This window comes from Cryobacterium sp. PH29-G1, assembly GCF_030063365.1.
GTDB lineage: Bacteria > Actinomycetota > Actinomycetes > Actinomycetales > Microbacteriaceae > Cryobacterium.
This window is the reverse complement of sequence record NZ_JASISY010000006.1, coordinates 1-13,072: the sequence shown is the minus strand read 5'-3', so window position 1 is coordinate 13,072 and position 13,072 is coordinate 1. Positions and strand designations below refer to the sequence as shown.

Below are 13,072 nucleotides of genomic sequence, written 5' to 3'. Positions count from 1 at the left end.
CGCGGCCTCGGGGTTGAAATTGGGGTCGCGGGCAGCGTCCGGCGAAAAGCCGGTGTTGTCGTGGGTCACAGTAGATCCTCAAATCCGTCGGTGCCGCCGTCGAGCAACGGCGATAGGTGGGGCAATTCGTCGAGCGAATTGATTCCGAGCTGGGTGAGCAGCAAGTCTGTGGTGGCGTAGTTGATCGCGCCGGTTTCGCTATCGGTGGAGGCTTCGGTGACGAGGCCGCGACCGAGCAGGGTGCGCACGACGGAGTCGACGTTGACGGCGCGAATGCTCGCGACCTGGCCGCGGCTGATCGGCTGTTTATAGGCGATCACGGCGAGCGTTTCGAGGGCGGCCTGGCTGAGCCGGCTGGGATTCTGGGTGAGCACAAAATCAGTCACGAGCTCGTCGTGCGTGGCGCGCACGTAAATGCGCCAGCCGCCGGCGACCTCACGCAGCTCGAAACCGCGGCGAATGGTGCGCACTCCGTCCGGCGCCGCGTGACCGTCAAAATCGGCCACGAGCCGGGCGATGGATGCCGCCACCTCCGTGATCGGCCGACCAACGGCAGTCGCCAGATGAACGAGGCTCTGTGGTTCGTCGGCGACCATGAGCACGGCTTCGAGCTGGCGGTCGAGGGCGCGAGCGGTGTCGTGCGCACGCGTGTCGGCGGAAATGGATGCCGCAGCATCCGCTCGTGAAACCGCTGCTCGACTCTCGGTGCTCTGGTCTCTAATTGTCATAGTCGGCTCCGAGAGAGGCCAGGTTCTGGTCGGTCCAGGCCTCGCCGTTGAGGGACTCGGCGTTCCAGCGCAGGGTGAGTTCACCGAGCGGCTCGATCTGGTCGAACGAGAGCGCACCATGGCGGTACAGCTCGAGCACCGCGAGAAAGCGGGCAATGATGACGCCCTTCTGGTCTGCTCCCGCGATGAGCGCACGAAACGAGACCGGCTGCCCCGGCTGCAGCATCGCTACGACGTAGGCGGCCTGTTCGCGGATGCTGACCAGCGGCGCGTGCAGGTGCTCGAGCCCCACAACGGGTTTTTCACGCGGTGCGAGCGCAACGGCGGCCAGCGCGGCGAAGTCGGCGAGCGAGAGCGTCCAGACCAGCTCGGGCGTCTTTTGACGGTACTTCTCCTCGAGGCGCACCGAGCGCACATGCCGGTGGGTCTCGATATCGAGTCGTCCCTCGAACCAGGTCGCGGCTTCTTTGAACGCGCGGTATTGCAGCAGGCGTGCGAACAGCAGGTCGCGGGCTTCGAGCAGGGCCACGTCTTCGGCGTCGACGAGTTCACCCTGCGGCAGCAGGCCGGCCACCTTAAGATCGAGCAGGGTCGCGGCGACCACGAGAAACTCGGTGGCTTGGTCGAGTTCTTCGGCCGCGTCGAGTCCGCGCAGGTAGGAAATGAACTCATCGGTGACCCGGCTGAGCGAGATCTCGGTGATGTCGAGTTCGTGCCGGGTAATCAGTTTCAACAGCAGGTCGAACGGTCCCTCGAAGTTGCCGAGGGCGACCGAAAACGCGGGCTTCTCGGCCGCGCTAGGCGACTGCGCCACGGTGAATCAATTCGCGGGCCACCTGCAGGTAGGCCTTGGCGGCTGCGTGCTCGGGTGCGAAGTCGGTGATGGGCACACCAGCCACGCTCGCGTCGGGAAACTTCACGGTGCGCCCGATGACGGTTTCGAGCACGCTGTCGCCGAAAGCATCAACGACGCGTTCGAGTACCTCGCGGGAGTGCAGGGTGCGGGAGTCGTACATGGTGGCCAGGATTCCGTCGAGTTCGATGGCCGGGTTGAGCCGGTCGCGCACTTTGTCGATGGTTTCGATGAGCAGGGCGACGCCACGCAGGGCGAAGAATTCGCACTCGAGCGGAATCAGCACGCCGTGGCTGGCGGTGAGCGCGTTCACGGTGAGAATTCCCAGTGACGGCTGGCAATCGATGAGGATGACGTCGTAGTCACCGGAGACCTTGCGCAACACGCGGGTCAGAATCTGCTCGCGGGCAACCTCGTTCACCAGGTGAACCTCGGCGGCGGACAGGTCGATGTTGGCCGGGATAACGTCGAGGCCCTCGACCGAGGTCGGTTGGATGGCTTCTTTCGGGTCGACTTTGCCGTTCAGCAGCAGGTCGTAGATGGTCGTGACGTCGTGGGTCGGTACGCCGAGTCCGGCTGAGAGGGCACCCTGCGGGTCGAAGTCAATGGCAAGCACCCGGCGCCCGTAGCGGGCCAAAGCAGCACCCAGATTGATGGTCGTCGTGGTCTTGCCGACGCCACCCTTCTGGTTGCACAGGGAGATAATGCGGGCCGGACCGTGGCTTTTCAGCGGCTCCGGTTCGGCAAACTCATGTTTTTCGCGTCCGGTCGGACCGACCGGAATGTCGTCGAAACCGGGAAGCGAAATCCGCTCGCTCAATTTACGCGTCACTGGCCCGCCCTTGATTTTGTCCTGCACCCATCACTTGGTCGATTCTAGCGAGTGGAACGGCTGGTCGGCGCAAGGATCGCCGCGTTGGACGGTCGCGCCGCCCAGACTCGCCGCCGGACCCGCCGCCAGGCGCCCACCCAGAACCGAAAAACTGAACCCGGTCAGCGCGCCCGCGGGTGGGCGGTCGTGTACATGTCGCGCAGGGTATCAACGGTAACCAGGGTGTAAATCTGTGTGGTGGCGACCGAGGAATGACCGAGCAGCTCCTGCACCACCCGCACGTCGGCGCCACCGGCGAGCAAATGAGTGGCAAAAGAGTGGCGCAGGGTGTGTGGCGACACGGCCACGGTGAGACCGGCCCGTCCGGCGGCGGCGCGAATGATCAGCCACGCGTTCTGCCGGCTGACCCGTTGTCCGCGCAGGCCGAGGAAGAGGGCCGGCGTCGACCGGCCGCGCGCCGATAACATCGGCCGGGCCCGCACGAGATAGTCCGAGACGGCGGCGCGGGCAAAGCTGCCGACCGGCACGATGCGCTGCTTGTCGCCCTTGCCGGTCAGTCGCACCGAGTCGAATTCCTCCATGATCACGTCATCAACGTTGAGGTTGACCACCTCGCTCACCCGCGCGCCGGTCGCGTAGAGCAATTCGAGCAGCGCCTTGTCGCGCAGGCGCTGGATATCGTCCCCATCGGTGGCGGCGAGCAGCGCGGTGACCTGCTCGATCGAGATCGCTTTGGGCAGGCGCAGGGCCAGCCGTGGCGGTTTGGTGTCGTGCGCGACGTCCACGTCGACCAGGCCCTCAGCCTGCAGAAACCGGTGAAAACCGCGCACGGTGGAAAGTATTCGGGCGATTGACGCGGCCGTCAGCGGCGATTCGGGACGCAAGCTGAGATATTGCACGAACGCCGAAATGTGCGGCCGGGTGATGGCCCGCAGGTCACTGATCGGTCGTGACGGGCGTGCAGCGCCGTCTGGGGTCGTCTCGTTCGCGGTCTCGCCGGCATCCGTTTCGCCGACACTCATTTCGCCAGCCAACCACGCCGTGTACAGCCCCAGGTCACGGCGGTACGCGGCGACAGTATTGGTGGCCAGGCCGCGCTCGACCGCGACGTGCCGCAGGTACGAGTCCACCGCGGCGATCACGTTGCCCGCCGGCACGTTGCCCGCATCCGGCATGCTCGGTTCGATCGCTCTCAGACCGTGGCGTGCCGGTTCAGCGGATGCCGCGGCCACGGCAGGTCAGCCGGCGCGAGAGTGCTCCACCCGCGCGCACGGCTCGCGTGCGCAGCGAGCACCCCGAGCGCCAGGATGGGGTTCTCGATCCGGCGGGCCAGCACGGCATCAACGCAATCGTCGAGCGACGCCCAGCGCAGTTCGATGTCGGCTTCTTCGTCGGTGCGCTCGAACGCGGCAACCGCAGAGACACCGCGGGCCAGGTAGACCCGAATCGCTTCGTTGCTGCCACCGGGCGAGGTGTAGAACTCGGTCAGCAGCGCCCAGTCGGTGGCCACGACATCCGCTTCTTCGGCCAATTCACGCTGGGCGCCGATCAGCGCCTGCTCGCCGCTCACATCGAGCAGCCCGGCCGGTAATTCCCAGCCGCGCAGACCGGTCGGGTGCCGGTACTGCTTGATCAAGAGCACGCGGTCGTGTTCGTCGAGGGCGAGCACGGCGACCGCGCCAGGGTGGTCGATGTATTCGCGGGTGATGCTCGCGTTGTTGTAGTCGAACGTGTCGCGGCGCACATTCCAGATGGCGCCGTCGAAGACGACGTCAGTCGCCGTGACATTTACCGGTGCGACGTCATCCTGCAACGAGCCGTCAGGCACTGAGTTCTTCTTTCACCTCGAACAACCGGCTGGATTCCTGGCGTTCCAACGCCGCAGCGATGAGCCCGCGAAACAGCGGATGCGCGTGGTTCGGCCGAGAGCGCAGCTCCGGGTGCGCCTGCGTGCCCACGTAGAACGGGTGTACATCGCGGGGCAGTTCGACGTATTCGACAAGCTTGCGGTCAGGTGAGACTCCCGAGAACGAGAGGCCGGCGGCGGAGATTTGATCGCGGAAGGCGTTGTTGACCTCGTAGCGGTGACGGTGACGTTCGGAAGCGACCGGTGCACCGTACAGTTCAGCGACGATGGACCCTCCGGCCAGATCGGCCGGGTACAGGCCGAGACGCATGGTACCGCCCAGGTCACCGCCGGCAATGATCTCTACCTGCTCTTCCATGGTCGCGATGACCGGAAACTCGGTATCGGGATCGAACTCGCTCGACGAAGCCAACGGCAGGTTCGCCTTGTTCCGGGCATATTCGATGACCATGCACTGCAGCCCCAGACACAGGCCGAGCACGGGAATTCCGTTTTCGCGCGCGAATTTGAGGGCGCCGAGCTTGCCCTCGATCCCACGGATTCCGAAGCCGCCGGGCACGCAGATGCCGTCGAGCTCGCCGAGCAGCCGGGCAGCACCTTCTTCTGTCTCGCAGTCGTCTGATCCGATCCAGACGATTTTCACCTTGGTCTGGTTGGCGAACCCACCGGCTCGCAGCGCCTCGGTGACCGACAGATAGGCATCCGGAAGGTCAATATATTTACCGACCAGGCCGATGGTGACCTCGTGCTTGGGGTGGCGAATCGATTCGAGCAGGTTCTCCCAACCGGTCCAGTCGACGGTGTCGGCCTCGAGGCCGAGGGCGTTGACAATGTACTTGTCGAGGCCCTGATCGTGCAGCATGGTGGGAATTTCGTAGATCGACGCGACGTCGACCGCGTTCACGACCGCGTCTTCGTCGACGTCGCACATGAGCGCGATCTTGCGCTTGTTCGACTCGGAGACGGGGCGGTCGCTGCGCAGCACGAGCGCGTCGGGCTGAATACCGATCGAGCGCAGCATCGCAACGGAGTGCTGGGTCGGCTTGGTCTTCTGCTCGCCGGCCGCACCGAGGAACGGCACGAGGGAGACGTGCACAAAAAACACGTTATTGCGGCCGAGTTCGTGACGCACCTGGCGTGCGGCCTCGATGAACGGCTGCGACTCGATGTCGCCAACGGTACCGCCGATCTCGGTGATGATCACGTCGGGCCGCGGTACGTCGCTGGACTGCAGGCGCATGCGGCGCTTGATCTCATCGGTGATGTGCGGGATAACCTGCACGGTGTCGCCGAGGTACTCGCCGCGACGTTCGCGGGCGATGACCTCGGAGTAGACCTGACCGGTCGTGACGTTTGCCGACTGACCGAGGTTGATGTCGAGAAAACGTTCGTAGTGCCCAATATCCAGGTCGGTTTCGGCACCGTCGTCGGTCACGAAGACTTCGCCGTGCTGGAACGGGTTCATCGTTCCCGGATCGACGTTGAGATAGGGGTCGAGCTTCTGCATGACGACCCGCAGGCCGCGTGCCGTGAGTAGGTTTCCGAGGCTGGCCGCCGTCAAGCCCTTACCGAGCGAGGAGACCACACCTCCGGTCACAAAAATATGCTTTGTTGTGCCGTTTGATCTGTCCGCGTTTATATTTTCCACCACGGGCTTCAATGCTATCACTTCGATTTCGTCACTCACTCTTCGGTACGGCTCTTCGGTGCGGGCGGGATTGCGGCTGGCGGGGGCTGCGCAAGATCGAGCAGCTCCCTGGCATGTTCGAGGCCGCTCTTGGAATCGGGCAGGCCCGAGAGCAGACGCGCCATCTCAGCGGCACGGTCGTCGCCTCGCAATTGGCGCACACTCGACGCGGTGACGGATCCGTCACTGTCTTTCACAACGCTGAGGTGGTTGCCGGCAAAGGCGGCCACCTGGGCGAGGTGGGTGACCACGATCACCTGGGCTGTTTCGGCGAGTCGAGCCAGTCGGCGTCCGATTTCAATCGCCGCGGCGCCGCCCACTCCGGCATCGATCTCATCGAAGACGAAGGTGGGCACGGGATCGGTCGCGTTGATGACAACTTCGATGGCGAGCATCACCCGAGACAGTTCGCCACCGGATGCCCCGCGCGCCAGCGCTCTCGGTTCGGCACCGACGTGCGGCTGCAGGAGCAGGCGAACCAGGTCGCTTCCGGTGACGGTGAACTCCGCTGCACCTTCCAGCTCCACGAGCAGAACGGCGTCCGGCATCGCCAACGCACCGAGCTCTGCGGTCACCCGCGCGCCGAGTTGCACAGCGGCCGCTGCGCGCAACGTTGTGAGGGCGGCGGCGAGATCGGTGACCAGCGCTCGGTCGGCATCCGCTTGTGCCGTGAGCGTTTCGATGCGGTCCGAGTCCGAGTCCAGCTCGAGCAGACGAGTGCTGCCCTCGGTCTGAAATTCAATGGCTTCTTCGAGGCCGCCCGGGTATTTGCGGGCGAGGACGCCCAATTCGGCACGGCGTTCCTGAACGATTTCCAGTTCGCGGGCACCGTCCGCGTCGAGGCCGGCCAGATAGCTGGAGAGTTCGGCGGCGATGTCCGCGACGACGAAACCGACATTCGCGATGGCCGCAACCAGTGGCGGCAGGGCCACATCGTGCACCGCAACCCGGTCGAGCGCGCGTCGAGCCGTTTCGAGCAGGGCGACGACGTCGGGCACGTCGTCGGGGTTGTCTTCAGCGGAAATGAGCTGGCGGGCTTGTTCTCCGGCAAGTCGCAGCTCTTCGAGGTTTCCGAGTCGTTCGGCGCGTTCGCCGAGCTCGGCGTCCTCGCCGCGCTGCGGGGCGACAGTTTCGATCTCGGCGATCGCAGCGCGCAGGTCTTCGGCCTCGCGGGCGCGCAGGTCCTGCTGAGTCTGGAGCCGGTCGAGGTCGGCCTGGTTGGCCTGCCAGCGGTGAAAAACGTGCTGGTAGTCCTCGAGCACGGCAGCGAGGTCGGGGCCGGCAAAGCGGTCGAGGGCATCACGCTGAGCGGCGGCGGAGCGCAGGCGCACCTGGTCGCTTTGACCGTGCACCACAACGAGGTCGTTGCGCAGATCCCCGAGCACGCTGGCCGGCGCGCCACGACCGCCGACAACCGCGCGGCTGCGCCCCTCACTCGAGACGGAACGACCGAGGATGAGTTCGGGACCGTCGAGGTCTCCCCCGGCGTCCCGTACCCGGTCGGCGACAGCGCTGGTGGGGTCGATGACCCACCGCCCCTGAACAAAACTGTTGGGCTGGCCCTGGCGCACGGTGCCGGCATCCGCTCGGTCGCCGAGCAGCAGTCCCAGCGCGGTGACCACCATGGTCTTTCCGGCGCCGGTCTCACCGGTGACGGCGGTGAATCCGGGGCCCAGCGGCAGCGTCGCCTCGGCGATTACGCCGAGGTCGCGGATGTACAGTTCATCGATCACTCGCGACCCACCGGACCACGCCAGCCGGTGACCGGCAGGTTGAATTTGTTTACCAGTCGGTCGGTGAACGGGCCGATGTGCAGGCGCGCCAGACGCACCGGAACACTGGAACGACGCACGATCACCCGGGCGCCCTTGGGCAGATCCTGGGTGCGTCGGCCGTCGGCGCAGAGCACGGCGCTGGCGCCGGTACGGGACAGAACCTCCACGGCGAGGGATGATTCGGGGCCGACAACGAGTGGGCGCGCAAACAAGGCGTGGGCGCTGAGCGGCACCAGAAGCAGGGCTTCCACGCCCGGCCAGACGATCGGACCGCCGGCCGAGAATGAGTAGGCGGTCGATCCGGTCGGGGTGGACAGCACAACGCCGTCGCAACCAAACGACGACAGCGGGCGACCGTCAACCTCGACGACGACCTCAATCATGCGTTCGCGACTGGCCTTCTCCACGGTGACTTCGTTGAGGGCCCAGGTTTCGTACACGACTTTGTCGGCGACTTTGACCCGCACCGACAGGGCGAGCCGTTCTTCAACCTCGTAGTCGCCTTTGAGAGCGCGACGCACGGCCTCACCGAGGTCGTCGCGCTCACTCTCGGCGAGAAATCCGACATGGCCGAGATTGATGCCGAGCAACGGTGCTGAACAGCCGCGCACGAGTTCCGCGGAACGCAGAATGGTTCCGTCGCCGCCGAGCACGATGACCAATTCCAGGTCAGCGGTCGACACGCTTTCGCCGAGAATGGCGATGTGCCCGTTGAGTTCGGGTGACGAGGCGAGCAGATCGGCGCGTTCGTCGAGGGCCAGCACCGGAACGGCGCCACTCGCGATCAGCTGCTCGCACACCGTGGCAGCAGCCTCGAGCGAATCGGCCCGGCCGGTGTGCGCCACAATCAGAAAGTACCGCGGGGTCTCACTCAACGCGTCACGCCCCCACCACGGTTTCGATCCGATCCATCCATTCTGTCGGATTAGTGCCGGCCGTGGCACTCATCCAGCACAGATACTCGTGATTTCCAGCCGCCCCAATAATGGGTGAGGCGATGACACCGCAGGTCTTCAGGCCGAGGTCCCAGCCGGCCCAGAGTACACCGGCCACGGCGTCGGAGCGCAGCCCCTTGTCGTGCACGATTCCCTCCCGTATTCCGCCGCGGCCCACCTCGAACTGCGGTTTGATCAGCAAAACGAAGTCGGCGCCCTGCGCGGCCGTAGCGACCAGAGCCGGCAGCACTGTCGTCAACGAGATGAACGACAGGTCGGCCACGACGAGATCGGGGCGGGTGACGATTCCGGATGCCCCGGCGAGCGTTTCCGGAGTCGCATAGCGGATGTTGTAGCCCTCGACCAGCTTGAGCCGCGGCTCGGTCTTCAGTTGCGCGGCGAGCTGGCCGTGGCCGACATCGGCGGCGATAACCTGAGCGGCGCCGCGTTCGAGCAGCACCTGGCTGAAACCACCCGTGCTGGCACCGGCGTCGAGCGCGGTGCGGCCGGCGACGCTAATGCTGAAGGAATCGAGGGCGGCATTGAGCTTGTGCGCACCCCGGCTGACGTAGTGGTCGGTGGCTGCCACCTCGAGAACGGCGTTCGCTGCGACCTTGGTACTGGCTTTCACGACCGGGATGCCGTTCACCGTGACGAGGCCGTCGGCGATGAGTTTGGCGGCGACGGTGCGGGAACGGACCAATCCGCGATCGGCCAGGGCTGCGTCGAGACGGGAGTCGGGCATCCGTTCTGGGGGGCCGTCAAGTGGGCCTGCGTCGTTCAGGTCGGCATCGTTCAGGTGCTCAGGCATAGGTGCGTCTGTTTCCGGGTCGTGTGGGGTATCGGCGCCGGGGATGCGGTCGCCGGTCATGCCTGGCCGTTTGTCACGTCGGTGCCGGGATCTTCGAGTTGCACGCGCAGTTGCTCGTGTAACTCTCCGAAGGCCTCGGCGCGCCGCTCGAGCGGTTGGGCCTCGATGTTGGCCGCGCGGGCGGCGAGATCGACCGGTTCGGGTTCGGGCAGGACAGGCTCGGAGTTCACACTGTCAAGGCTACTGCGCGAGATACAGTCGCTCCGGAACGTTCAGCCCGTAAATCGCCCGCCCGGATCGGTAGATCGCGGCGCAGGCGGCACGCAATAGGTTGATTCCGCCGTCGCCCTCCTTGACGATTTGTACGTCGTTGCCGTTGATGCGCACGCTCGCACCGTTCACCGTCGCCGTCGAACCATCCTTGGAGAACACGGTTTCAGGGTAGGGCTCGTGCAGCTGCTGCAGGTTTTCAATGATGAACGCCGGCCGCGATTCCTTGTCGGCGGCCAGGGCCTGCTTGGCCCGGTCGATGCCGGTCAGCACGAGTACGGCAGCAATTCCGGCCCGATTGGCTCCGAGAATATCGGTGTCGAGTCGGTCACCGATGAAGAGCGCGTTCTGCGCGCCGAAACGTCGTGTGGCTTCCAGAAAGATGGCCGCCTCCGGCTTACCAGCCACGAGCGGCAGCCGGCCGACGGCCGTGTGCACGGCCGAGACGAGCGTGCCGTTCCCGGGCGCGATACCGCGGGCAACCGGAATCGTCCAGTCCGTGTTGGTCGCAATCCACGGGATGCCCGTGCCCACACCATCGGCGTTCAACGCGAACGCCGCTTCGGCCAGGTGTACCCAGCCGACATCCGGTGCGAAGCCCTGAATAACGGCGGCCGGCTTGTCGTCGGCCGATCGAGTCACCACGAATCCGCCCTTGATCACCTCGTCGACGAGGCCATCGCCACCAATCACGAGGATGCTCGATCCCGGAGCAACCTGCTCAGCCAGCAGCCGCACGGCCGCCTGCGGGGAGGTGACGACATCCGTTGCCGCCACCGTAAGCCCCAGCTGGGTGAGGTGGTCGGCGACCGACTGATCGGTGCGCGAGGCGTTGTTGGTGATGTAGCCCACGCGGATGCTTTCGGCGGCACGGTTCAGGCTCTCAACGGCCAGCGGAATTGCCGTCGGGCCCGCGTACACCACGCCATCCAGATCAGCCAGCAGAACATCAACGCCCTCGAGCGGCGTCGCCGATTCAGGCTTTCGGCGATGCAGCATCCGGCTCCGTCTCGTCGGCGTCGGACTCGTCATCGGTCTCCGCGGTGTCGACCGTTTCAGTGACAATGTCGTCGGCATCATCAGCATCAGCCGGCGTCTGAACGACCGGAGCCAGTCCGGCGGCAGCAACGACGCGCGCTGCTTCCCCGGCGGCAACGGTTTCCTCCGCGTCGACGCCGTCGCCGGCGTCCGCGGCGAAGTAGGCGAGAGAGTCGTCGTCCTCGTCCATCTCTTCAATCTCGATGGTTTCGTCATCGTCGCCGGAGGCTCCGAGGGCTGCATCGGCACGGGAGGCTCGCTCGAGCCACTCGTCGGCTTCATCCTCACGGCCGAGTTCGGTTAGCACCTCCGCGTAGGCGGCGAACAGCTCGGGGCTGTACGAGAAAGCCGTATTGGGGTTGAGCTGCGGAATTTCCAACTCGACGAGTGCAGCATCCGTTTCGCCACGGTCCAGACGTGCACCGGACATCGCGATGGCCAGGCCCACCTGCACGGCGGGCGGCAGAGTGCTGCGGTCAACGGAACGGCCAAGCTCGAGGGCACGGTCGGGACGACCCACGCCACGCTCGCTATCGACCATGAGCGGCAGCTGGTCGTTCGAACCAGAAATGCGACGGTAGGTGCGCAGCTCACGAAGGGCCAAGGCAAAGTCGCCGGTCGCGTACGCGGTGATAGCGAGGCTTTCGCGCACCACTCCGATGCGGCCGGCGCGACGGGCGGCGCTCATCACGTGCCGGTGGGCAAGCTGCGGGTCTTCGTCGATGACACGAGCGGCCATGGCCAGGTGGCGACCCACGGTTTCGGCGTTCTCCTTGGTCAGAGTCTTGAGCTCGTTGCGCGCGATGCGGTCAAGGTCGTTAGCCGTAATATCGTCGGGAAGTTCCGGGTCGTCATGACGCGGACGCACCGAACGCAGCTCCCGCTGCATGCGCTGCTCTTCGGTCATCTCCTCTTCGACGACGCGGGCATCACGATCGTTTCGGGCCGGAGCGCCATCGCGGGTCCACAGCTTCTTGCCGGCATCGGGGCGCGGAGCGCCGGCGCGGTTCGGCGAGCCGCCCCGCTGGGTCCACGGCTTGCTGTCGCTGCTGGGCCGGTTACTGCTGGGCCGGTCGCTGCTGGGCCGGTCGCTGCGCTCAGGCCGCGCCCCATCCTTGGCCCAAGGCTTGCGGTCCCCGCCCTGCTGCGGGCGATCGGAGTTACCACGGTACGGAGCACGCTCACCACCCTGCTGCGGGCGGTCGGAATTGCCACGGTACGGAGCACGCTCACCCTGCGCGGAACGGTCAGAGTTGCCACGGTACGGAGGGCGCTCACCCTGCGAAGGACGGTCAGAGTTGCCACGGTACGGAGGGCGCTCACCCTGCGAAGGACGGTCGGAATTGCCACGGTACGGCGGGCGCTCACCCTGCGAAGGACGATCCGAGTTTCCCCGATACGGAGGGCGCTCACCACCCTGCTGCGGTCGGTCGGAATTGCCACGGTACGGAGGACGCTCACCCTGCGAAGGACGATCAGAATTTCCCCGATACGGAGGACGCTCACCCTGCGAAGAACGATCAGAATTTCCACGGTACGGAGCGCGCTCACCACCCTGCTGCGGTCGGTCGGAATTGCCACGGTACGGCGGGCGCTCACCACCCTGCTGCGGTCGGTCGGAATTGCCACGATACGGAGGGCGCTCACCCTGCGAAGGACGATCCGGGTTACCCCGATACGGAGGGCGCTCACCACCCTGCTGCGGGCGATCAGAATTGCCACGGTACGGAGGCTTAGCGCCATCACGACCGCCGGAAGGTCGCCCGTTCGAGGGTCGGCCGCTCTGGTTCGAACGACGGTCATCCTGACCGTTGTTACGGGAATCGCCGTCGCGGGGTCCTGAAGGGCTCACTGTATCTCCTGTGTAATTAGTCCGCCATTTCGACAGACATACCCAGCCTAAACCTTTACGCAGAACCCCGCTGAGTGCTCAGCAAACAGGATGCCGCGCCCACGCGCTTCCAGCCCGTGCGCTGACTGTGGCGATCCCACGCTGGTGGAGTCCTGGTCGTGGACTTGGCCGGCTGGATGCGTTGCAGTGTGCGTTGGAGGATGCGTGTCGGGTTAACGAGAAAAGGCCACCCGTGGGTGGCCGTGGTGGGGCATGCGGTCGCGCGTGGGGTGGTGTTAAAGCAGAATAGCCACCCCTGGGGGTGGCTATTCTGGTGTTTCTAAGTTAAGTCCGGCGGTGTCTTACTCTCCCACAGGGTCCCCCCTGCAGTACCATCAGCGCTGAGAGTCTTAGCTTCCGGGTTCGGAATGTGACCGGGCGTTTC

12 protein-coding genes and 1 rRNA gene are annotated in these 13,072 nt (G+C 65.5%); all 13 read right to left on the bottom strand.

The window, feature by feature from the left end:
• Positions 1 to 65 precede the first annotated feature (65 nt).
• Positions 66 to 728: an SMC-Scp complex subunit ScpB gene (gene scpB, locus QMK22_RS09575; protein ID WP_283497408.1), complete on the bottom strand. Its 663-nt coding sequence runs from the start codon at positions 726 to 728 to the stop codon at positions 66 to 68.
• Complete coding sequence (locus QMK22_RS09570; RefSeq protein ID WP_283497407.1) at positions 718 to 1,542, bottom strand: segregation and condensation protein A; 825 nt, start codon at positions 1,540 to 1,542, stop codon at positions 718 to 720. The genes scpB and QMK22_RS09570 overlap by 11 nt, the downstream gene beginning before the upstream one ends.
• Positions 1,526 to 2,413, bottom strand: a complete 888-nt coding sequence (locus tag QMK22_RS09565; RefSeq protein ID WP_283497406.1) for a ParA family protein — start codon at positions 2,411 to 2,413, stop codon at positions 1,526 to 1,528. Before QMK22_RS09565 ends, QMK22_RS09570 begins: the two co-directional genes overlap by 17 nt.
• A 161-nt stretch (positions 2,414 to 2,574) precedes the next feature.
• Complete coding sequence (locus QMK22_RS09560) at positions 2,575 to 3,588, bottom strand: site-specific tyrosine recombinase XerD (RefSeq protein ID WP_283497591.1); 1,014 nt, start codon at positions 3,586 to 3,588, stop codon at positions 2,575 to 2,577.
• A 17-nt stretch (positions 3,589 to 3,605) separates the two neighbouring features.
• Positions 3,606 to 4,241 (bottom strand): NUDIX domain-containing protein, encoded by a 636-nt coding sequence (locus tag QMK22_RS09555; RefSeq protein WP_283497405.1) that lies wholly within the window; start codon positions 4,239 to 4,241, stop codon positions 3,606 to 3,608.
• A complete protein-coding gene (pyrG, locus tag QMK22_RS09550; RefSeq protein ID WP_283497404.1) occupies positions 4,234 to 5,931 on the bottom strand; it encodes a CTP synthase in 1,698 nt (565 codons plus the stop codon). Before pyrG ends, QMK22_RS09555 begins: the two co-directional genes overlap by 8 nt.
• A 32-nt stretch (positions 5,932 to 5,963) precedes the next feature.
• Positions 5,964 to 7,700, bottom strand: a complete 1,737-nt coding sequence (gene recN, locus QMK22_RS09545) for a DNA repair protein RecN (protein ID WP_283497403.1) — start codon at positions 7,698 to 7,700, stop codon at positions 5,964 to 5,966.
• Complete coding sequence (locus QMK22_RS09540; protein WP_283497402.1) at positions 7,697 to 8,617, bottom strand: NAD kinase; 921 nt, start codon at positions 8,615 to 8,617, stop codon at positions 7,697 to 7,699. The genes recN and QMK22_RS09540 overlap by 4 nt, the downstream gene beginning before the upstream one ends.
• 4 nt (positions 8,618 to 8,621) lie before the next feature.
• Positions 8,622 to 9,422 carry a TlyA family RNA methyltransferase gene (locus tag QMK22_RS09535; RefSeq protein ID WP_283497590.1) on the bottom strand — a complete coding sequence of 267 codons (801 nt, stop codon included), beginning with the start codon at positions 9,420 to 9,422 and terminating at the stop codon, positions 8,622 to 8,624.
• 122 nt (positions 9,423 to 9,544) lie between these two features.
• Positions 9,545 to 9,718 (bottom strand): hypothetical protein, encoded by a 174-nt coding sequence (locus QMK22_RS09530; protein WP_283497401.1) that lies wholly within the window; start codon positions 9,716 to 9,718, stop codon positions 9,545 to 9,547.
• 10 nt (positions 9,719 to 9,728) lie between these two features.
• The gene (locus QMK22_RS09525; protein ID WP_283497400.1) at positions 9,729 to 10,757 is read right to left on the bottom strand and encodes an HAD-IIA family hydrolase; all 1,029 of its coding nucleotides are present in this window, start codon (positions 10,755 to 10,757) and stop codon (positions 9,729 to 9,731) included.
• A complete protein-coding gene (locus QMK22_RS09520; RefSeq protein ID WP_283497399.1) occupies positions 10,735 to 11,703 on the bottom strand; it encodes a hypothetical protein in 969 nt (322 codons plus the stop codon). Before QMK22_RS09520 ends, QMK22_RS09525 begins: the two co-directional genes overlap by 23 nt.
• Positions 11,704 to 12,976: 1,273 nt before the next feature.
• Positions 12,977 to 13,072 (bottom strand): 5S ribosomal RNA (gene rrf, locus QMK22_RS09515); the annotation flags it as partial.

Coding starts and splice junctions, on each gene's coding strand:
- scpB (WP_283497408.1), bottom strand. CDS start 728: ATGACAATTAGAGACCAGAGCACCGAGAGTCGAGCAGCGGTTTCACGA.
- QMK22_RS09525 (WP_283497400.1), bottom strand. CDS start 10,757: ATGCTGCATCGCCGAAAGCCTGAATCGGCGACGCCGCTCGAGGGCGTT.
- QMK22_RS09520 (WP_283497399.1), bottom strand. CDS start 11,703: ATGACCGAAGAGCAGCGCATGCAGCGGGAGCTGCGTTCGGTGCGTCCG.
- QMK22_RS09535 (WP_283497590.1), bottom strand. CDS start 9,422: ATGCCCGACTCCCGTCTCGACGCAGCCCTGGCCGATCGCGGATTGGTC.
- QMK22_RS09560 (WP_283497591.1), bottom strand. CDS start 3,588: ATGCCGGATGCGGGCAACGTGCCGGCGGGCAACGTGATCGCCGCGGTG.